The sequence below is a fragment of the Pseudomonas sp. S2_A02 genome (assembly GCF_054668495.1).
In genome coordinates, this window is record NZ_CP162776.1 from 1,895,989 (window position 1) to 1,914,848 (window position 18,860).

An 18,860-nucleotide genomic window follows, 5' to 3' on the forward strand; every position below is an offset into this window, starting at 1 on the left:
CAAAACGGCGATCCTCAGATCGCCGTTTCTATTCACTGCCCGAATTTTCTGCCTAACCCACCCGGCACGCCATGGATGTCTGTCTCTTCCCACGGCCCGTTCGGGCTGATCGAGCGGCTCCAGCCGTTGTTCCAGCGGTAGTAGGTGCGCTGGCGGTAGAAGGTGTTGGTCTGATCATCGAGAACGTAAACGCCGAGTTTCGCGTCCCAATGGCTATTGCCACCCGGTGGCGGGGCGAAGCTGGCGGAGGTGCGTGGAATCGGCTTGGACGGTTTGACCGGCGTACTCGGTTTGCTCGGTGTCGTTGGAGCCGGTTTGGTGCTCGGCTGCGAAGGCGGGATTGGCGGCAGCCGTGTGGGCTCGGGCTGCTGGACCGCACAGGCGCTTAACCCCAAAACCATACTGAGCAGAGTGATACGAGCGATGGCGGTCATGGTGGCGCTTCCTGTTATTTATCCGGGCTGTCGATGATCAGTTTTTGTTGCGCGGTGGTGCTGCTGGCCAAGGGTTGGCTGCGACCGATCCATTCGCCGGCAGTCGGTTGGCCAGCGCGGGAGATGCGCGCAACCAGTTGGACTTCAGGGAAGTTCGACAGTTTCAACTGCGGCATCATGGCGTCGGCATCACCCAGTTCCACTGTCGCCGGCAAGTCGGCCACGGTCAGACGCTTGGCGGCCAGCGGCGCGGGCGGGCCGGAGATGGCGCGGGCGAAGATGAACACGCTGTCACCCGGCTGGACCTTGGCTTTGAGCTCTGGCGCCAGGTCGACTTGCACTTTGAGCAGTGCTGCAGCTTTGGCCGCAGGCGCTTGGGCAACTTTGCCACCGCTGGCTTCGAGTTTCTCGGCGGCCCGAGTAATGCCGCCTTGCAGCGCGACGCGGGATTTATCATCCGGCGGCAGTTGCGTCAGCAGGCGATTCCAATAGTCGATGGCGTCCTGGTAACGCTCGCTTTCAAAGGCCGCGATGCCCAGCAGACCGAGGCTGGTGACTTCTTTCGGATCAGCTTTCAGCGCTTCGTCGGTCAGCGCCTGGACCTTGTCCGACCACTTCTTGCCATCGGCGAAATATTGCGCTTGGGCCCACTGCCCGAGCAGTTCGGGCTGACGACCGGCCAGGGCCACGGTGCGTTCGAAGATCTTCGCCGCATCGGCCGGACGGTCCTGAGCCATGTAGGTGCGGCCGAGGAAGTACAGACCTTCGGCCGAATCCGGTTGGGCGGCAACCGCACGCTCCAGACGACGGGTCATTTCTTCCATCGACTGCGGCGCCTGGGCGAACTCGCGGGTCAACTCAACTTTGTCGCTGGCGCCGAAATGCAGATACAGCCCAAGGCCCAGCACCGGCACCAGAATCGCCGCCAGCAATGGCAACGGCTTGCCCAGACGCGACACACGCGGCGCCTCGACGCCTTCGGTGTCGGCGAGCAGTTCACGGGCGGCTTCGGCACGGCCGGAGTCCATTTGCTCGGGGTTGAGCACGCCCTCTTCCTGCTGAGTCTGCAACTCAGCCACGCGCTCCTGATAAAGCGCGACGTTCAGTGCCGTGCGGTCCTCTTCAAGCTGAGCGCGGCGCCCACGCAGAACGGGGATCAGCAGAAAACTCAGGGCAACCAGGAGCAGCAGGCCTGCAGCGAGCCAGAAATCAATCATTCTTGGTTTTATCCAACAGGTGGTCGAGGCGCTCGCGCTCCTCGGCAGAAAGCGTGTCCGGGCTGTCAGTGCGTTGCACGCGACGACGGCGGACGATCACGGCGATGATCACAAAACCGCCCAGCAACAGGCCGGCGGGGCCGAACCAGAGCAGTGCGGTTTTGGCGTTGAGGGCAGGTTTGTAGCGGACGAAATCACCGTAGCGGTCGACCATGAAATCGATGATCTGCTGGTTGTCCTTGCCCTCACCGAGCATGCGGAAAATCTCTTTGCGCAGATCGGCGGCGATCGGTGCATTGGAATCGGCGATGTCCTGATTCTGGCACTTGGGGCAACGCAGCTCTTTGGTCAGCTCACGGAAACGCTCGCGGTCGCCTTCTTTGGCGAACTCGTAGGTGTCGATGGCCCCATGGGCCACACCGGCCATGCTCAAGCCCAACACGGCGGCGGCGATCCAGCGCTTCATGGTTTGGCCTCATCGACCAGCGCCTGATACTTGGCCGCCAGTTTTTCACGCCAGACTTGCTCGTCGATCACGCCGACGAATTTGTCGCGGATGATGCCCTTGGCGTCGATGAAGAAGGTTTCCGGTGCACCGTACACACCGAGGTTCAGGCCCAGGGTGCCGGCATCGTCACGGATGTCCAGTTGATACGGGTTGTGGAACTCGGCCAGCCACTTCAAGGCATCGGTGTTGACGTCCTTGTAGTTGACGCCGTAGATCACCACGCCTTGCTGGGCCAATTTGTTCAGCACCGGGTGCTCGACCCGGCAGGAAATGCACCAGGTGCCCCAGACGTTGACCAACGCCGGTTTACCCAGAATGTCCGCTTTGGTCAGGGTTTTGTCGCCCTGCACCGAGGGCAGCGAAAACTCCGGGAACGGTTTGTTGATCATTGCCGAAGGCAGCTCAGCCGGGTCCAGGTACAGACCCCGATACAGAAAAACAGCGACCACCAGAAAAATCGCCAGTGGCAACAGCATCAACCAACGTCTCATGCAGTGGCTCCCGTCATGCCGAGTGCTTCACGCACGCGGCTCTTCACCTTGACCCGATAACGGCGATCCAGCGCCGCAAGCAACCCGCCGAGACCAGTGAGCAACCCACCGAACCAGATCCAGCGCACGAATGGTTTGACGTGCACGCGGACCGCCCAAGCGCCCTCGCCCAACGGCTCGCCCAATGCGACGTAAAGGTCACGGGTGAACCCGGCATCGATCCCGGCTTCCGTCATCACTGAGTTCTGCACGGTGTACAGGCGTTTTTCCGGGTGCAGCACACTGACTTCCTTGCCGCCCTTGATCACCCGCACGGTGCCCTTGTCGGAGGTGAAGTTCGGCCCTTCGAAATGCTTGGCGCCTTCGAACACAAATTGATAACCGGCCAGGCTCATGGACTCACCAGGTGCCAGGCGCAGATCACGCTCGGCACTGTTCTGGCTCGACAACACGACACCCAGCGCGCACACGGCAATGCCCAAATGCGCGACTTGCATGCCCCAATAGCTGCGAGTCAGGGTTGGCAGACCTTTGATCAGGCCTTTGTGACGGGTCTTGTCGAAGATATCCCGCACACCGGCCAGCAACACCCAGGCAGCCAGCATGAATGTCGCCAGCACTGCCCAATTGAAATCGCCGTAAGCGACACCCGCCACGACGGCCAGCGCAGCGCTGCCGAGCAACACCGGAGTCAACATGCTCATCAGCCATTTGACCGGGGTGTCTTTCCAGCGCACCAGCATGCCGACGGCCATCACCACCATCAGTATCGCCATCAATGGAATGAACAGCGCGTTGAAGTACGGCGGGCCGACCGACAGCTTGGCGCCGGTCATCGCGTCGAGGATCAATGGATATAAGGTGCCGAGCAGGATCATCGAAGCGGCCACCACCAGCACCAGGTTATTGCCCAGCAGCAGGGTTTCCCGGGACCAGAGGTTGAAGCCGACATGGCTCTTGACCACCGGAGCGCGTAGGGCGAACAGCGTCAGCGAACCACCGACCACAAACAGCAGAAAGATCAGGATGAACACGCCGCGCTCAGGGTCCGACGCAAAGGCGTGAACCGAGGTCAGCACGCCGGAACGCACAAGGAAGGTCCCGAGCAAACTCAACGAGAACGCGGCGATAGCCAACAACACCGTCCAGCTCTTGAACACGCCGCGTTTTTCCGTGACCGCCAACGAGTGAATCAGCGCCGTGCCCACCAGCCAAGGCATGAAGGATGCGTTTTCGACCGGATCCCAGAACCACCAGCCGCCCCAGCCGAGTTCGTAGTAGGCCCACCAGGAGCCCAACGTAATACCGATACCAAGGAAGGCCCAAGCCACGATTGTCCACGGACGCGACCAGCGCGCCCACGCCGCGTCGAGACGACCGCCCAGCAGCGCGGCAATGGCGAAGGCAAACGCCACGGAGAAACCGACATAGCCCATGTACAGCATCGGCGGGTGAACGATCAGGCCGATGTCTTGCAGGAGTGGATTGAGGTCGCGACCATCCGTTGGCATCTGCGGCAGGATTCGGGCGAAAGGGTTAGATGTCAGGATCAGGAACAGCAGGAAACCGCTGCTGATCATGCCCATCACCGCCAGCACCCGGGCCAGCATCACTTGCGGCAATTGCCGGGAGAACACCGACACCGCGAAGGTCCAGCCGCCGAGGATCAGCGCCCACAGCAGCAACGAACCTTCGTGAGCACCCCAGACGGCGCTGAATTTGTAGTACCACGGCAAGGCGCTGTTGGAGTTGCTGGCCACGTAAGCGACGGAGAAGTCGTCCGCCATGAACGCATAAGTCAGGCAACCGAACGCGAACAGCAGAAACGCGAACTGCCCCCATGCTGCGGGCTGGGCCAGGCTCATCCACAAGCGATCGCCGCGCCAGGCACCGAGCAATGGCACCACCGCTTGAACCAGCGCGAAACACAGTGCGAGGATCATGGCCAGGTGGCCCAGCTCTGGTATGAAGATGCCGGAAGTCATGGATCAACCCTCCTTCACGGGTGTAGGGGCGGATTGACCACTGTCTTTCAAAGCCTTGGTCACTTCCGGTGGCATGTACTTTTCATCGTGTTTGGCGAGTACTTCGTCGGCCACCACCACGCCATCAGCATTGAGCTTGCCGAGGGCGACGATGCCCTGCCCTTCACGAAACAGATCCGGCAGGATGCCGCGATAGCTGATGGTCACGGATTTGTTGAAGTCGGTAACGATGAATTTCACGTCCAGGGAATCGCCGGAACGTTGCAGCGAACCTTTCTCGACCATACCACCCGCGCGGATACGCGTGTCTTGCGGCGCTTCGCCGTTGGCGATCTGGGTCGGGGTGTAAAACAGATTGATGTTCTGCTGCAGGGCACTCAGGGCCAGGCCGACGGCAGCGCCGACACCGACCAGGATTGCGAGAATGATCATAAGACGCTTTTTACGCAGCGGATTCACTTGCCGTTCTCCCGGCGCAGACGACGCGCCTCTTGTTGCAGATACCGCTTGCGGGCCAGGATCGGCACCGCCACGTTGAGGGCCAGCACCGCCAGGCTAATGCCATAGGCTGACCAGACATACAGACCGTGATGGCCCATGGCGAGAAAGTCGCCGAATGAAGCGAAACTCATCGAGCGACCTCCAGACTGTTCTGCACTTCGGTTTTCACCCAGCTCGCCCGGGCTTCGCGCTTGAGCACTTCAAGGCGCATGCGCAGCAACAGCACCGCGCCGAAGAAACAGTAGAAACCCAGCGCCGTCAGCAGCAGTGGCAGCCACATCTCGGCAGGCATCGCCGGTTTTTCGGTGAGGGTGAAGGTCGCGCCCTGGTGCAGGGTGTTCCACCACTCCACCGAGTATTTGATGATCGGGATGTTGATCACGCCGACGATCGCCAGCACCGCACAGGCCTTGGCGGCACTGTCACGATTGCTGATGGCGTTGCCCAGCGCAATAAGACCGAAGTACAGAAACAACAGGATAAGCATGGACGTAAGTCGCGCATCCCAGACCCACCACGAGCCCCAGGTCGGTTTGCCCCAGATCGCGCCGGTGACCAGCGCCACGGCGGTCATCCAGGCACCGATCGGTGCGGCGCATTGCAGGGCGACGTCGGCCAGCTTCATCTTCCAGACCAGCCCGACGATGCCGCACACGGCCAGCATCACGTAGATGGACTGCGCCAGCATGGCGGCCGGGACGTGGATATAGATGATCCGAAAGCTGTTGCCTTGCTGATAGTCCGGCGGCGCGAAGGCCAACCCCCAAACCACACCGATGCTGATCAGCAGCAACGCCGCGACGCTCAGCCACGGCAGCAGTTTGCCGCTGATGCCGTAGAACCATTTGGGCGAGCCGAGCTTGTGAAACCACGTCCAGTTCATACTGTTTCCATCACGGTTGCCGTTCGCCATCACGAACAGCCAGGGTCTTTACTGATCAAATTTTGATCAGACCTCATTATTCGCCGACGCTGATCTTCAGGCCAGCAGCGATTGCAAAAGGTGTCAGGGTTATCGCCAGGGCGGTCAGGCTACCAAGCCACAAGAGATAACCGGTCGCCGGCATGCCCTGCAATGCCGCCTGCAAGGCGCCACTGCCGAGAATCAACACCGGGATGTACAGCGGCAGAATCAACAGCGCCAACAACAGGCCACCGCGCTTCAATCCTACCGTCAACGCCGCGCCCACCGCACCGAGCAGGCTCAGCACCGGTGTACCCAGCAATAAAGAAAGCAGCAACACCGGCAGACAGGCGGCCGGCAAACCAAGCATCAACGCCAGTAAAGGTGCGAGCAAAACCAGCGCCAGGCCGGAAAAGGCCCAGTGTGCCAGCACCTTGGCCAAAACCAGAATAGGCAGGGGGTGCGGCGAAAGGACCCACTGCTCAAGCGACCCGTCTTCGAAATCACTGCGGAAAAGCCCGTCCAGCGAGAGCAAGACCGATAAAAGCGCTGCCACCCAGACCAGCCCCGGGGACAAGGTTTGCAACAATTGAGTCTCGGGACCGACCGCCAATGGGAACAAAGAGACGACGATGGCGAAGAACACCAACGGATTCGCCAATTCGGCAGGACGACGGAACAGCAAACGTGCCTCGCGGGCGACCAACAGGCCGAAAACACTCATACGGCCCAGTTCCCCAAATCAATGTCGCGATAGCCGGCCGGCATCCGCGTCAGCGTGTGGTGAGTGGTCAGCACCACCATGCCGCCTCGCTCGCAGTGCGCAGCCAAGTGTTCTTCGAGTTGCGCCACGCCTTGTTTGTCGAGCGCGGTGAACGGCTCATCGAGGATCCATAGCGGCGGGCTGTCCAGATATAACCGCGCCAACGCGACTCGGCGTTGTTGCCCGGCGGAGAGCGTGTGACAGGGAACATCCTCAAAACCGCGCAGCCCCACAGCCGTCAGCGCCTGCCAGATCGCTTCATGAGAGGCCGGTTGATGCAGGGCGCAGAGCCAACTCAGATTCTCTTCCGGCGTCAGTAGATCCTTGATCCCGGCAGCATGGCCGATCCACAGCAGGTTGCGCGCCAGTTCGCTGCGTTGCTCGTGCAGTGGCTGGCCGTTTAGCAATACTTGACCGGCGGTCGGGTGCATCAAACCGCATAGCAGACGTAAAAGACTGGTCTTGCCACTGCCGTTGGGGCCGCTGATTTGCAACATTTCGCCACTGGCCAGTCTCAATTCGAGATTTTCGAAGAGCAGCCGAAGGTCTCGCTCACAGGCAAGGGCAACGGTTTGCAGGACAGGACTGGTCAAGAGATCACGGGCCTTTTGCGGTTCAAGTCGGCAGTGGAGCGGCCGCTAAAGAGATGCAGGATAGATGCATTGGCGGCCCGTTTTAGAGAGCTGCGTCAATCAATTGCAATGTTTTTAGCGCCCAGGTGCAACGGGGCGGCATTATACATGCCATGCCCGACTCTAAAGAGCGCAATTTCCACAGGTTGTGACCGCGTATGACAGGCGAAATGAACATCCTCCCACTCCCGCAGACCATAGCCGCGACTTCACGTCCGCTGGTGGTCAGCGGCGAGTTGCTCAAGCTGCTGACGCCGATGGAGGGCCTGATCTCCGCTGGGCAAACCGCCAAGGCTGAAGTGCTGTCGCTCAAGCAGACGGATCAGACCTTTCAACTGTTGCTCAAGGTCACCCTCGACAGCGGCCGCCAGACCACGGTTCAGGCCACCAGTACTCAACCGTTGCCCCAAGGCACCAGCCTGGCAATCACCCAGCCATCGGCGGGCAACCTGGCGGTCACGGTGCAACAGGCCATCGCCTCCAGCGTCGCGACCCTCACCCGCATCGACACGGCGCAACTGCCGGTCGGCACCTTGCTGCAAGGCAAAGTACTGACCTCTCAGGTAATGCCGCAGGTGCCGGGCCAGCCGACGGTGTTTCGCTCGATGGTGAGCTTGCTCAACACCGCGCTGAGCGGCAGCACGCTGAGCATCGACAGCCCGACGCCACTGCGCATCGGTACATTGCTGAGCGCCTTGGTGCAGGACACCCAGACCCTGAAATTCGTGCCATTGAGCAGCCGACAGGAACAGTTGGCGGTGACCCAACAACTGGTCAGCCAGCAAAGTCGCCAGGGTTCTCTGGATAACTTGCTCAAAGTCCTGCAAAACCTGCCGCCATCGGATCAGACCTCCAGTGACCTGCGCGCCGCCGTGGACAAATTGCTCGCCGGCCTGCCGGACGTCCAGCAACTGAGCACGCCCAAAGGCCTGGCCCAGGCGTTGGCCAACAGCGGCCTGTTCCTTGAAGCGAAACTGCTGACTGGACAAAACCCGACGCTGACGCCAGACATGAAGGGCGACCTGCTCAAGTTGATCGCACAACTGACGCCGGGCCTGCCGGCCAACACCAATCTCAACGCGATCATTGCCGCCAATACCTTGGCCCAGGCGCTGCCGAGTTTCGTGCGTAGCGCCCTCGGTATGCTCGGCCAGGTCAGCGCCAAACCATTGCCGACCAGTTTCCCGCTCCCCGAGCGTCTGCTGCAAAGTCAGGACGGTGAAAACGATCTGGAGCACTTGCTACGCTTGGCAGCGGCGGCCGTCTCGCGCCTGCAAAGCCATCAACTGTCGAGCCTGGAACAGACCGGCCTCACCGACGATGGTCGCCTGCTCAGCACCTGGCAACTGGAAATCCCCATGCGCAACCTCCAGGACATCGTGCCGTTGCAGGTCAAATTCCAGCGCGAAGAAGCGCCCGAGAAAGAACAGCCCCATGAACGCCGCGACGAACGCGAACCCAAGCAACAGCTGTGGCGCGTCGAACTGGCGTTCGACATGGAGCCGTTAGGGCCGTTGCAAATTCAGGCTCAGTTGATCAAAGGCAGCCTCTCCAGTCAGCTGTGGGCCGAACGGCCGTACACCGCGAGCCTGATCGAAAGCAATCTGGCCGGGCTGCGCGAACGCTTGCTGGCGTCAGGCCTGAACGTCGGTGATCTGGATTGCCACCTCGGCACACCGCCACAAGGCCCTCAAACCCGCCTCGAACAACGCTGGGTCGACGAAACCGCATGAACGAATCCACCGCACCACGCCAGGCCATCGCCCTCAAATACGATGGCAGCCACGCCCCTACCCTCACCGCCAAGGGCGACGCAGAGCTGGCTGAAGAAATTCTGAGGATTGCCCGCGATTACGAAGTGCCGATCTACGAAAACGCCGAACTGGTGAAGCTGTTGGCGCGGATGGAGTTGGGGGAGAGTATTCCGGAGGAGTTGTATCGCACGATTGCCGAGATCATTGCGTTTGCGTGGAATTTGAAGGGGAAGTTTCCGGAGGGGCATGATCCGGAAGCGGTGATGGTAGAGAAGGATGTCACCGATCGAGGGGATGATTACTGAGGTTATTGATCGTTCCCACGCTCTGCGTGGGAATGCAGCCCAGGACGCTCCGCGTCCCATCCAAAGCCGAACGCGGAGCGTCCGTTGAGGCATTCCCACGCAGAGCGTGGGAACGATCTTGGGTAGGCGTCAGTTCTTGTGCAACTTACTCATCAACTCCGCCTCAGCCTGGGTCAACCCGCAAGACTGAGTCAGTTCATCGACGCTGGCCCCCATCCCCACCAGGCGTGCTGCCTGAGCGAATGAAAGGCTCGACGGATCACGCTGCTCCAACTGAGCCAGTTTGTCCGGCAACGGGCCGACGACGGCACGCAGTTCGTGCAAGTCTTCGCCCATGCGCACGTTGCCGTTCTGGTAGTCGTCGACGCGTTTGGCCAGGTCCTTGATGCGCTGATCGCGCAACGCATCGCCCTGGGCCTGTTGCGCGGCGATCTGCCGCTGAGCGCGGATGTACGCCAGGAACATCGCCAGCGTGCCTGCCCAGAAAAGGAACAGGACAATGACAGCTACCTCAAGAATCAATCAGATACTCTCCAGTTCCGACCATTCTTCTTCGCTCATCATCTTGTCCAGCTCGACCAGGATCAGCAGTTCGTTGTTCTTGTTGCATACGCCCTGAATGAACTTGGCGGACTCTTCGTTACCGACATTCGGCGCGGTCTCGATTTCCGACTGACGCAGGTAAACCACTTCAGCCACGCTGTCGACCATGATCCCGACCACTTGCTTGTCGGCTTCGATGATGACGATACGGGTGTTGTCGCTGATCTCGGCATTCATCAGGCCGAAGCGCTGACGGGTGTCGATCACGGTGACCACGTTACCGCGCAGGTTGATGATGCCCAGCACGTAGCTCGGAGCACCCGGGACCGGGGCGATTTCGGTGTAGCGCAGGACTTCCTGAACGCGCATCACGTTGATGCCGTAGGTTTCATTGTCCAGCTTGAAGGTTACCCATTGCAGGATCGGATCTTCAGAACCTTTTGCATTCGTCGCTTGATTACTCATACCCTGACCCCTCGAAAAACCGCTTCTGGCGGTGTGTGTTCTGTTGGCGGCATTCAACAATGCCGTCGCATATTTGTTATGTCGGCAGCTATGTCGGTTTGTGTAGCGGCTTGATGCCGCCCATGTGCTTTGCCCCGCCGCTGGCGATCAACTCGGCCAGGGCGGAAACGTCGAGCAAGGCACACATGTGCTCAATCACCGTGCCGGCGAGCCATGGCCGCTGACCTCGATGACTTCTCCATTTGATTTCGTTCGGGTCCAGGCGCAATGAGCGGCTGACCTGATGCACCGCCAGCCCCCACTCGTAGCCCTGAACCGAAATTACGTATTGCAGGCCCTGACGGAAATCATCGCGATAACGGTCCGGCATGACCCAGCGCGCGGTATCCAACACTTTCAGGTTGCCGGCCTGACTCGGCAGGATCCCGAGGAACCATTCCGGTTGACCGAACAACGGCGTCAGCTCGTGACCGGCCAGGGAATAAATCGAGCCCAGGCACACCAGTGGCACCGCCAGGGTCAACCCGGCAACGTCGAACAACAGGCATTCGAACGGCTCGGCAGCCCATGCCGGACGACCGTCGGTTTCCACCGGTGGCGGCGTGTTGCTGGGTGGCAGATGAACTTCAACCAACGGCGGCACCAACGCTTGCAGCAGTGGTGCAATCGTCGATACGGGCGCCAGAATCGGTGCTGGCGCTTCGATCACGACCACCGGTGCTTTCACCATTGGCGCAACGATGGGTGCAGCGGCCACGGCCAGTTTTTGCGCATCGCGAGCCTGTTCTTCAAGCACGGCAGCCTGGAACTCATCCAGCACAGCTTCAACCTCGACAACCTCGGGCAGTGCCTCGATTTCTGGCGGCAACTCTTCGGTTGCGTCCTGGAGCAAGGCGTCCAGATAGGACTGGAGGGCCAGTTGCGGACGCGAGGTGATCTTCACCGGCCGATTCACGGGCACACCCCTGTAGGAGCGAGGCTTGCCCGCGAAAAACGATAACTCGGTATAGCTGCCACGACTGAGGCGTCTGCTTCGCGGGCAAGCCTCGCTCCTACAGGAATGAGGTTCATCTCAAGCCACCTGCGGAACAAGTTGTGCTGCCAGCAAATGCTTGAGCAGTGCACGGTAAGCGAGAACGCCACGGCTCTTGCCATCGAATTGCGAAGGGGTCAGCCCTGCCCGGCTCGCGTCACGCAAGCGGGTGTCGATCGGGATGTAGCCTTGCCAGATTTCTTCCGGGTACTTGTCGCGCAGCACGCGAAGTGTGCCGAGGGAAGCCTGGGTGCGACGGTCGAACAGGGTCGGTACGATGCTGAACGGTAACGCCTGTTTGCGCGAGCGATTGATCATCGCCAGGGTGTTGACCATGCGTTCCAGGCCTTTAACGGCCAGATGCTCGGTCTGCACCGGGATCACCAACTGCTGGCTCGCCGCCAAGGCATTGACCATCAGCACACCGAGCAATGGAGGGCTGTCGATCACGGCGTAATCGAAGTCCTGCCAAAGTTGCGCCAGGCTCTTGGCGATCACCAGGCCCAAACCACTCTGGCCCGGCGACTGGCGCTCAAGGGTTGCCAGCGCAGTGCTCGATGGCAACAGGGAAATGCGTTCGTCACTGGTGGGCATCAACAACTGACCGGGCAAGCCTTGCGGCACGCTGCCCTTGTGCAGAAACAGGTCGTAGCTGCTGTGTTCCAGACTGTCGGGGTCGTAACCGAAGTAGCTGGTCATGGAGCCGTGGGGGTCGAGATCGACCACAACCACGCGCTTGCCCGCCTCAGCCAGCAAACCGGCTAAAGCGATGGAGGAAGTGGTTTTACCGACACCACCCTTTTGATTGGCGACTGCCCAGACTCTCATTCGGATTGTTCCTCCCGGTCGAAAAGGTCGACCGAGAAATAGCTCAACGTATTAATGCGGGTGACGGAGAATTGACGGCGCTCTCTCGTCCCGGCGACTTGACCGGGGTAGGTGCAGTTTGTGTGCCAGCCCGCTTCAACGCGGCATCCGGTTTCGCATTGGCGGTTCCGGTGCCGGTGAGACTGCGGCGTACATCGAGATTTCGTGAAACCACCAACACCACCCGACGGTTACGCGCCCGACCTTCGGCAGTGGCGTTATTGGCCACCGGCTGGAACTCGCCGTAACCCACCGATGCCAGACGGCCGGGGTTCACACCCTGCATCGCCAGCATGCGCACGATGCTCGCCGAACGGGCCGAGGACAGCTCCCAGTTGGTCGGGTATTGCGCGGTGCGAATCGGCTGATCATCGGTAAAGCCTTCGACGTGGATCGGGTTGTCGAACGGCCTGAGGATCGCGGAAATCTTGTCGATGATGTTGAACGCAATGTCGCTGGGCATGGCGTCACCGCTACCGAACAACAGGCTGGAATTGAGTTCGATCTCGACCCACAACTCATTGCCGCGCACGGTCATCTGGTTGGAGCTGATCAAGTCGCCGAACGCTGCGCTGATGTCATCGGCGATGCTTTTGAGCGGATCTTTGGCGGCTTGGGCGATGCCGGCGTCGATCTGTTCGCTGTCCTTGACCAGCGGCTTGGCCGGGGTCACGGTCTTCGGTCGCTCTTCACCGATAGGAATCGGCTTGAGGGCGTGATCGGAATCGGTAAACACCCCGATCAACGCCTCGGAAATGATCTTGTACTTGCCTTCGTTGATCGAAGAGATCGAGTACATCACCACGAAGAAAGCGAACAGCAACGTAATGAAGTCGGCGTAGGAAACCAGCCAGCGTTCATGGTTTACGTGCTCTTCAGGTTGCCGACGACGAGCCATGAGGTTATTCCCTTAATCCATGAAGCCCTGAAGCTTCAACTCAATGGAGCGAGGGTTTTCACCTTCGGCGATCGACAGAATCCCTTCCAGCAACATCTCGCGATAACGCGACTGCCGCAACGCGATGGACTTGAGCTTGGCGGCAATCGGCAGCAGCATCAGGTTGGCACTGGCCACGCCATAGATGGTGGCGACAAAAGCGACGGCAATGCCGCTGCCCAGTTGCGACGGATCGCCCAGGTTACCCATGACGTGGATCAGGCCCATCACCGCACCGATGATGCCGATGGTCGGCGCATAACCGCCCATGCTTTCAAAGACTTTGGCGGCTTCGATGTCACGGCTTTCCTGGGTGTAGAAATCCACTTCCAGAATGCTGCGAATCGCTTCCGGCTCGGCGCCGTCCACCAACAATTGCAGGCCTTTGCGCGAGTAGCTGTCGGGTTCGGCGTCGGCCACTCCTTCCAGACCGAGCAGACCTTCCTTGCGGGCGGTCAGACTCCAGTTCACGACGCGATCGATGCCGCCAGCCAGGTCCACGCGAGGAGGAAAAAGAATCCAGGCGAGAATCTGCATGGCGCGCTTGAAGGCGCTCATCGGCGATTGCAGCAGCGCCGCACCGACGGTCCCGCCGAGTACGATCAACGCCGCCGGGCCATTGGCCAGTGCGCCGAGGTGACCGCCTTCAAGGTAGTTGCCGCCAATGATGGCGACGAACGCCATGATGATCCCGATAAGGCTGAGGACATCCATCAGAGACACGCCTCGACCAGGTGTCGGCCGATATCGTCCAGGCTGTATATCGCGTCCGCGAGTTCGGCTTTGACGATCGCCATCGGCATGCCGTAGATCACGCAGCTGGCTTCATCCTGAGCCCAGATCGCACTGCCGCCCTGCTTGAGCAGACGCGCGCCTTCACGACCGTCGGCGCCCATGCCGGTCAGTACCACCGCCAGAACTTTGTCGCCGTAGGATTTGGCCGCCGAACCGAAGGTGATGTCCACGCACGGCTTGTAGTTCAGACGTTCGTCGCCCGGCAGGATTTTCACCGCGCCACGGCCGTCGATCATCATTTGCTTGCCACCCGGTGCCAGCAGCGCCAGGCCCGGACGCAGGATGTCGCCATCCTCGGCTTCCTTGACGCTGATGCGGCACAGTTTGTCCAGACGCTCGGCGAAGGCCTTGGTGAAGGCTGCCGGCATGTGCTGGATCAACACGATCGGTGCCGGGAAGTTGGCCGGCAACTGCGTCAGCACCCGTTGCAGGGCAACCGGACCACCGGTGGAGGTACCGATGGCGACCAGTTTGTAGGCTTTGCGTTTGGGCGCAGGAGACGACGGCGTCGCTGCATGGGTGCGAGCCGGAATCGGTGCCGGGGCCGGACGCGCAGGCGCGCCGCTGCCATAGCTGCTGATGCTCGAAGGCGCAGGCGTCGGCGCTGGCGCAGCCACCGGGGCCGGAGCGCTGTAGGTGCTGACACGACGGTTACTGCGCGAGATGCTGAGAATCTTCTCGCACAGCAGTTGCTTGACCTTCTCCGGGTTACGGGAGATGTCTTCGAAATTCTTCGGCAGGAAGTCCACCGCGCCGGCGTCCAGCGCATCGAGGGTGACCCGCGCGCCTTCGTGAGTCAGCGAGGAGAACATCAACACCGGGGTCGGGCAGCGCTGCATGATGTGCCGCACCGCCGTGATGCCATCCATCATTGGCATCTCGTAGTCCATGGTGATCACGTCTGGTTTGAGGGCCAGCGCCTGATCGATCGCCTCTTTGCCATTGGTCGCCGTACCGACGACCTGGATATTCGAATCCGCTGAAAGAATTTCCGAGACGCGGCGGCGGAAAAACCCCGAATCGTCCACCACCAGGACTTTGACTGCCATAAACACTCCATTAGACGGGGCGAGGCTCAGTCGCCCCGCTCCCCCAGAATCAAATACGCCGTGCGGCGTAACGCTTGAGCATGCTCGGCACATCGAGAATCAGTGCAATGCGGCCGTCACCGGTGATGGTGGCGCCGGACATGCCCGGGGTTCCCTGGAGCATTTTGCCCAATGGCTTGATGACCACTTCTTCCTGGCCCACCAACTGGTCGACGACGAAGCCGATCCGCTGAGTGCCCACCGAAAGGATCACCACATGGCCTTCGCGCTGCTCTTCGTGAGCAGCGGAGCTGACCAGCCAGCGCTTGAGGTAGAACAGAGGCAGTGCCTTGTCCCGCACGATCACCACTTCCTGGCCGTCCACCACGTTGGTGCGCGACAGGTCGAGGTGGAAGATCTCGTTGACGTTCACCAGCGGGAACGCGAACGCCTGGTTGCCGAGCATGACCATCAGCGTCGGCATGATCGCCAGGGTCAACGGGACCTTGATGACGATCTTCGAGCCCTTGCCCTTGGTCGAGTAGATATTGATGGTGCCGTTGAGCTGGGCGATCTTGGTTTTCACCACGTCCATGCCCACGCCGCGCCCGGAGACGTCGGAAATCTCGGTCTTGGTCGAGAACCCCGGAGCGAAGATCAGGTTGAAGCAATCCGACTCGCTGAGACGGTCTGCCGCATCCTTGTCCATCAGGCCTTTCTTCACGGCGATACCGCGCAGAACATCAGCGTCCATGCCTTTGCCATCATCGGAGATGGACAGCAGGATATGGTCGCCTTCCTGTTCAGCGGACAGGATCACTTTGCCGCTGCGAGGTTTGCCCATCGCTTCGCGCTCAGCCGGCTCTTCAATACCGTGGTCGACCGAGTTGCGTACCAAGTGGACCAGCGGGTCGGCCAGGGCCTCGACGAGGTTCTTGTCGAGGTCGGTTTCTTCGCCGACCAGCTCCAGGTTGATCTCTTTCTTGAGCTGGCGAGCCAGGTCGCGAACCAGACGCGGGAAGCGCCCGAAAACTTTCTTGATCGGCTGCATCCGGGTCTTCATGACCGCGGTTTGCAGGTCGGCCGTGACCACGTCGAGGTTCGACACGGCCTTGGACATGGCTTCGTCGCCGCTGTTGAGGCCCAGACGGACCAAGCGGTTACGTACCAGTACCAACTCGCCGACCATGTTCATGATTTCGTCGAGACGCGCGGTATCGACCCGCACGGTAGTCTCGGCTTCGCTGGCCGGTTTTTCCGGTGGCGGCGCAGCCAGGGCACGAGCAGGCGCCGGTGCAGCAGCGGCAGCAGGCTTGGGCGCTTGGGCTTTTGGCTCAGGCGCTTTGGCGACAGGTGCCGGCGCCGCAGCCTTGACGACTGGGGTTGCGACCGCCGAAGCAGCAGAACCGGCGCCCACTTCAGTGAACTTGCCTTTACCGTGCAATTCGTCGAGCAGCGATTCGAACTCATGATCGGAGATCAGATCACCGCCGGCCGCTTTAGCGGTTGGCGCAGCCGGGCCGGAGCCGAAGCAATTGCCGATTCCAGCGCATCGACCGCAAAGTTGCCTTTGCCGTGCAGCTGATCGAGCAGTGCTTCGAACTCGTCATCGGTGATGTCGGAGCTGTCGCCTGCCGCTTTCGGGACAGCCGATGCTGCGGGCGCAGCGACCACTGCATCGGCGGCGAACTGGCCTTTGCCGTGCAATTGATCGAGCAACGACTCGAACTCGGCATCGGTGATTTCGTCGCTGGTCGCCGTATCGGCGGCAGGCGGAGCAACCACAGGCGCCTCGGCCTGAGCCTTGACGGCATTCAGCGAGTCCAGCAGTTGTTCGAATTCGTTATCGGTAATGTCGCCGGATTCACTTTCAGCGGCCGGCTCTTGCACCACTTCAGCGACAAGTGCCGCTTCATCGGCGGTTTGCGGCTCGGCCAGGCGGGCCAGAGCAGCCAGCAATTCAGGTGTGGCAGCCGTGATTGGGCTGCGTTCGCGGACTTCGCTGAACATGCCGTTCACCGCGTCCAGTGCTTCGAGAACCACGTCCATCAGTTCCGAGTCGACGCGTCGTTCACCCTTGCGCAGGATGTCGAACACGTTCTCGGCGATGTGACAGCACTCCACCAGCTCATTGAGCTGGAGGAAGCCGGCGCCCCCTTTTACAGTGTGAAAACCGCGAAAAATTGCATTGAGCAAATCCGCATCATCCGGTCGGCTTTCAAGCTCGACCAGCTGTTCGGACAGTTGCTCTAGAATCTCGCCGGCCTCAACCAGGAAATCCTGAAGGATCTCTTCATCGGCGCCGAAGCTCATTAAGGGGGTGCTCCTGAGGTCTAAAAACCTAAAAAACCTAAAATGCTAAAACTCTAAAATCCTAGGCTGGATAACAAATCGTCCACATCGTCCTGACCGGACACAACGTCTTCTCTTTTATCGGCATGAATCTGCGGACCTTCACCCTGAGAGAGATGTTTTTGTGGATCTTTTTCAGCCAGCATCGCTTCACGGTCATGTTCGATACCCGCAAAGCGGTCTACCTGGCTGGCCATGAGCACGAGCTTGAGCAGGTTGCTTTCAACTTCGGTGACCAACTGGGTCACGCGTTTGATCACCTGACCGGTGAGGTCCTGGTAATCCTGGGCCAGCAGAATGTCGTTGAGGTTGCTCGACACGACGCGGTTGTCTTCACTGCTGCGTGTCAGGAAACCGTCGACGCGCCGGGCCAGTTCGCGGAACTCTTCAGCCCCGACTTCGCGACGCATGAACCTCCCCCAATCCGTGCTCAGCGCCTGAGCTTCATCGCTCAGGCCGTTGATCAACGGTGTGGCGTTTTCCACCAGGTCCATGGTGCGGTTGGCCGCAGCCTCGGTCAGCTTGACCACATAACCCAGGCGCTCAGTGGCATCGGTGATCTGAGACACTTCCTCGGCTTGCGGCATGTGCGGATCAATCTGGAAATTGACGATCGCGCTATGCAGCTCGCGGGTGAGCTTGCCCACTTCCTGATACAGGCCGCGGTCACGGGTCTGGTTGAGCTCATGGATCAGTTGCACAGCGTCGCCGAACCTGCCTTTTTCAAGGCTCTCGACCAGTTCGACCGCGTGTTTTTTCAGGGTCGATTCGAAATCGCCCTGTGAAGATTCGTTTTGCTCCATAGCTCCCCCGTGACGGACTGGCTTTGCACATCAACCGATGCGTTCGAAGATCTTTTCAATCTTGTCTTTCAACGCTTGAGCCGTGAATGGCTTGACCACATAGCCGTTCACACCCGCCTGAGCGGCTTCGATGATTTGCTCGCGCTTGGCTTCAGCGGTCACCATCAGCACCGGCAGGTGCTTGAGCTTTTCATCGGCGCGCACGTGACGCAGCAGATCGATGCCGGTCATGCCAGGCATATTCCAGTCCGTTACCAGAAAGTCGATGCCCCCGCTGTTGAGAACCGGAATGGCAGTGACGCCATCGTCAGCCTCGACCGTGTTGGTGAACCCAAGGTCACGCAACAGGTTTTTTATGATCCGCCGCATCGTTGAGAAGTCATCAACGATGAGGATTTTCATGTTCTTGTTCAATTCGACCTCCAAGCAGTCTTAAACGCGCCCAGCACCTGGACACGCCATTTCAATCAATCCGGCAAAGCACTCAATGACTGTCTGGAGCACAACAGATCGAAACCGGTGCGGTTCAACACCACACCTGCT

At 60.2% G+C, this 18,860-nt stretch carries 21 protein-coding genes and 1 pseudogene; 2 read left to right on the top strand and 20 right to left on the bottom strand.

Going from position 1 to position 18,860, the window contains the following annotated elements:
• Positions 1-32: 32 nt before the first annotated feature.
• From AB4O41_RS08630 to ccmA, 10 genes are all read right to left on the bottom strand, one after another.
• A complete protein-coding gene (locus tag AB4O41_RS08630; protein ID WP_460147237.1) occupies positions 33-434 on the bottom strand; it encodes a hypothetical protein in 402 nt (133 codons plus the stop codon).
• A 14-nt stretch (positions 435-448) separates the two neighbouring features.
• On the bottom strand, positions 449-1,651 hold the full coding sequence (gene ccmI / locus AB4O41_RS08635; RefSeq protein ID WP_460147239.1) for a c-type cytochrome biogenesis protein CcmI: 1,203 nt from the start codon (positions 1,649-1,651) through the stop codon (positions 449-451).
• Positions 1,644-2,117: a cytochrome c-type biogenesis protein gene (locus tag AB4O41_RS08640; protein WP_460147241.1), complete on the bottom strand. Its 474-nt coding sequence runs from the start codon at positions 2,115-2,117 to the stop codon at positions 1,644-1,646. The genes ccmI and AB4O41_RS08640 overlap by 8 nt, the downstream gene beginning before the upstream one ends.
• A complete protein-coding gene (locus tag AB4O41_RS08645) occupies positions 2,114-2,650 on the bottom strand; it encodes a DsbE family thiol:disulfide interchange protein (RefSeq protein ID WP_460147243.1) in 537 nt (178 codons plus the stop codon). The genes AB4O41_RS08640 and AB4O41_RS08645 overlap by 4 nt, the downstream gene beginning before the upstream one ends.
• Entirely contained in the window at positions 2,647-4,635 is a 1,989-nt protein-coding gene (locus AB4O41_RS08650; protein WP_460147245.1) for a heme lyase CcmF/NrfE family subunit, read from the bottom strand. The genes AB4O41_RS08645 and AB4O41_RS08650 overlap by 4 nt, the downstream gene beginning before the upstream one ends.
• Before the next feature lie 3 nt (positions 4,636-4,638).
• Positions 4,639-5,094 (bottom strand): cytochrome c maturation protein CcmE, encoded by a 456-nt coding sequence (gene ccmE / locus AB4O41_RS08655; protein ID WP_460147247.1) that lies wholly within the window; start codon positions 5,092-5,094, stop codon positions 4,639-4,641.
• A complete protein-coding gene (gene ccmD, locus AB4O41_RS08660; protein ID WP_123360189.1) occupies positions 5,091-5,267 on the bottom strand; it encodes a heme exporter protein CcmD in 177 nt (58 codons plus the stop codon). The genes ccmE and ccmD overlap by 4 nt, the downstream gene beginning before the upstream one ends.
• Complete coding sequence (locus tag AB4O41_RS08665; RefSeq protein WP_123720715.1) at positions 5,264-6,019, bottom strand: heme ABC transporter permease; 756 nt, start codon at positions 6,017-6,019, stop codon at positions 5,264-5,266. Before AB4O41_RS08665 ends, ccmD begins: the two co-directional genes overlap by 4 nt.
• 76 nt (positions 6,020-6,095) lie before the next feature.
• On the bottom strand, positions 6,096-6,764 hold the full coding sequence (ccmB, locus tag AB4O41_RS08670; protein ID WP_030131759.1) for a heme exporter protein CcmB: 669 nt from the start codon (positions 6,762-6,764) through the stop codon (positions 6,096-6,098).
• Positions 6,761-7,396, bottom strand: coding sequence for a cytochrome c biogenesis heme-transporting ATPase CcmA (gene ccmA / locus AB4O41_RS08675; RefSeq protein ID WP_030131760.1), 636 nt, complete (start codon positions 7,394-7,396; stop codon positions 6,761-6,763). The genes ccmB and ccmA overlap by 4 nt, the downstream gene beginning before the upstream one ends.
• Positions 7,397-7,593: 197 nt before the next feature.
• Here ccmA and fliK point away from each other — a divergent pair, with 197 nt between their 5' ends.
• Together fliK and AB4O41_RS08685 are read left to right on the top strand one after the other, a co-directional pair.
• On the top strand, positions 7,594-9,168 hold the full coding sequence (gene fliK, locus AB4O41_RS08680; protein WP_460147249.1) for a flagellar hook-length control protein FliK: 1,575 nt from the start codon (positions 7,594-7,596) through the stop codon (positions 9,166-9,168).
• On the top strand, positions 9,165-9,494 hold the full coding sequence (locus AB4O41_RS08685; RefSeq protein WP_460147251.1) for an EscU/YscU/HrcU family type III secretion system export apparatus switch protein: 330 nt from the start codon (positions 9,165-9,167) through the stop codon (positions 9,492-9,494). Before fliK ends, AB4O41_RS08685 begins: the two co-directional genes overlap by 4 nt.
• Before the next feature lie 129 nt (positions 9,495-9,623).
• On the opposite strand, the gene AB4O41_RS08690 is transcribed toward AB4O41_RS08685, so the two are convergent.
• The 10 genes and pseudogenes from AB4O41_RS08690 to AB4O41_RS08735 form a co-directional block, all read right to left on the bottom strand.
• Positions 9,624-10,016, bottom strand: a complete 393-nt coding sequence (locus tag AB4O41_RS08690) for a DUF2802 domain-containing protein (RefSeq protein ID WP_367374747.1) — start codon at positions 10,014-10,016, stop codon at positions 9,624-9,626.
• Positions 10,017-10,502: a chemotaxis protein CheW gene (locus AB4O41_RS08695; protein ID WP_007894224.1), complete on the bottom strand. Its 486-nt coding sequence runs from the start codon at positions 10,500-10,502 to the stop codon at positions 10,017-10,019. It abuts the gene before it with no gap.
• A gap of 88 nt (positions 10,503-10,590) precedes the next feature.
• The gene (locus AB4O41_RS08700; protein ID WP_460147253.1) at positions 10,591-11,457 is read right to left on the bottom strand and encodes a CheW domain-containing protein; all 867 of its coding nucleotides are present in this window, start codon (positions 11,455-11,457) and stop codon (positions 10,591-10,593) included.
• A 117-nt stretch (positions 11,458-11,574) separates the two neighbouring features.
• Positions 11,575-12,363: a ParA family protein gene (locus AB4O41_RS08705; RefSeq protein ID WP_030130563.1), complete on the bottom strand. Its 789-nt coding sequence runs from the start codon at positions 12,361-12,363 to the stop codon at positions 11,575-11,577.
• A gap of 43 nt (positions 12,364-12,406) precedes the next feature.
• A complete protein-coding gene (motD, locus tag AB4O41_RS08710) occupies positions 12,407-13,300 on the bottom strand; it encodes a flagellar motor protein MotD (RefSeq protein WP_460147255.1) in 894 nt (297 codons plus the stop codon).
• A gap of 12 nt (positions 13,301-13,312) precedes the next feature.
• Positions 13,313-14,053, bottom strand: a complete 741-nt coding sequence (locus tag AB4O41_RS08715; protein WP_367374744.1) for a flagellar motor protein — start codon at positions 14,051-14,053, stop codon at positions 13,313-13,315.
• On the bottom strand, positions 14,053-15,183 hold the full coding sequence (locus tag AB4O41_RS08720; RefSeq protein ID WP_460147257.1) for a protein-glutamate methylesterase/protein-glutamine glutaminase: 1,131 nt from the start codon (positions 15,181-15,183) through the stop codon (positions 14,053-14,055). The genes AB4O41_RS08715 and AB4O41_RS08720 overlap by 1 nt, the downstream gene beginning before the upstream one ends.
• Positions 15,184-15,232: 49 nt before the next feature.
• A pseudogene (locus AB4O41_RS08725) lies at positions 15,233-17,475 on the bottom strand (chemotaxis protein CheA).
• A gap of 53 nt (positions 17,476-17,528) precedes the next feature.
• A complete protein-coding gene (locus AB4O41_RS08730) occupies positions 17,529-18,317 on the bottom strand; it encodes a protein phosphatase CheZ (protein WP_460147259.1) in 789 nt (262 codons plus the stop codon).
• Positions 18,318-18,347: 30 nt separating this feature from the next.
• The gene (locus AB4O41_RS08735; protein WP_460147260.1) at positions 18,348-18,719 is read right to left on the bottom strand and encodes a chemotaxis response regulator CheY; all 372 of its coding nucleotides are present in this window, start codon (positions 18,717-18,719) and stop codon (positions 18,348-18,350) included.
• Positions 18,720-18,860: the final 141 nt, after the last annotated feature.

Coding starts and splice junctions, on each gene's coding strand:
- AB4O41_RS08630 (WP_460147237.1), bottom strand. CDS start 434: ATGACCGCCATCGCTCGTATCACTCTGCTCAGTATGGTTTTGGGGTTA.
- ccmI (WP_460147239.1), bottom strand. CDS start 1,651: ATGATTGATTTCTGGCTCGCTGCAGGCCTGCTGCTCCTGGTTGCCCTG.
- AB4O41_RS08640 (WP_460147241.1), bottom strand. CDS start 2,117: ATGAAGCGCTGGATCGCCGCCGCCGTGTTGGGCTTGAGCATGGCCGGT.
- AB4O41_RS08645 (WP_460147243.1), bottom strand. CDS start 2,650: ATGAGACGTTGGTTGATGCTGTTGCCACTGGCGATTTTTCTGGTGGTC.
- AB4O41_RS08650 (WP_460147245.1), bottom strand. CDS start 4,635: ATGACTTCCGGCATCTTCATACCAGAGCTGGGCCACCTGGCCATGATC.
- ccmD (WP_123360189.1), bottom strand. CDS start 5,267: ATGAGTTTCGCTTCATTCGGCGACTTTCTCGCCATGGGCCATCACGGT.
- AB4O41_RS08665 (WP_123720715.1), bottom strand. CDS start 6,019: ATGAACTGGACGTGGTTTCACAAGCTCGGCTCGCCCAAATGGTTCTAC.
- ccmB (WP_030131759.1), bottom strand. CDS start 6,764: ATGAGTGTTTTCGGCCTGTTGGTCGCCCGCGAGGCACGTTTGCTGTTC.
- fliK (WP_460147249.1), top strand. CDS start 7,594: ATGACAGGCGAAATGAACATCCTCCCACTCCCGCAGACCATAGCCGCG.
- AB4O41_RS08685 (WP_460147251.1), top strand. CDS start 9,165: ATGAACGAATCCACCGCACCACGCCAGGCCATCGCCCTCAAATACGAT.
- AB4O41_RS08695 (WP_007894224.1), bottom strand. CDS start 10,502: ATGAGTAATCAAGCGACGAATGCAAAAGGTTCTGAAGATCCGATCCTG.
- AB4O41_RS08705 (WP_030130563.1), bottom strand. CDS start 12,363: ATGAGAGTCTGGGCAGTCGCCAATCAAAAGGGTGGTGTCGGTAAAACC.
- motD (WP_460147255.1), bottom strand. CDS start 13,300: ATGGCTCGTCGTCGGCAACCTGAAGAGCACGTAAACCATGAACGCTGG.
- AB4O41_RS08715 (WP_367374744.1), bottom strand. CDS start 14,053: ATGGATGTCCTCAGCCTTATCGGGATCATCATGGCGTTCGTCGCCATC.
- AB4O41_RS08720 (WP_460147257.1), bottom strand. CDS start 15,183: ATGGCAGTCAAAGTCCTGGTGGTGGACGATTCGGGGTTTTTCCGCCGC.
- AB4O41_RS08730 (WP_460147259.1), bottom strand. CDS start 18,317: ATGGAGCAAAACGAATCTTCACAGGGCGATTTCGAATCGACCCTGAAA.
- AB4O41_RS08735 (WP_460147260.1), bottom strand. CDS start 18,719: ATGAAAATCCTCATCGTTGATGACTTCTCAACGATGCGGCGGATCATA.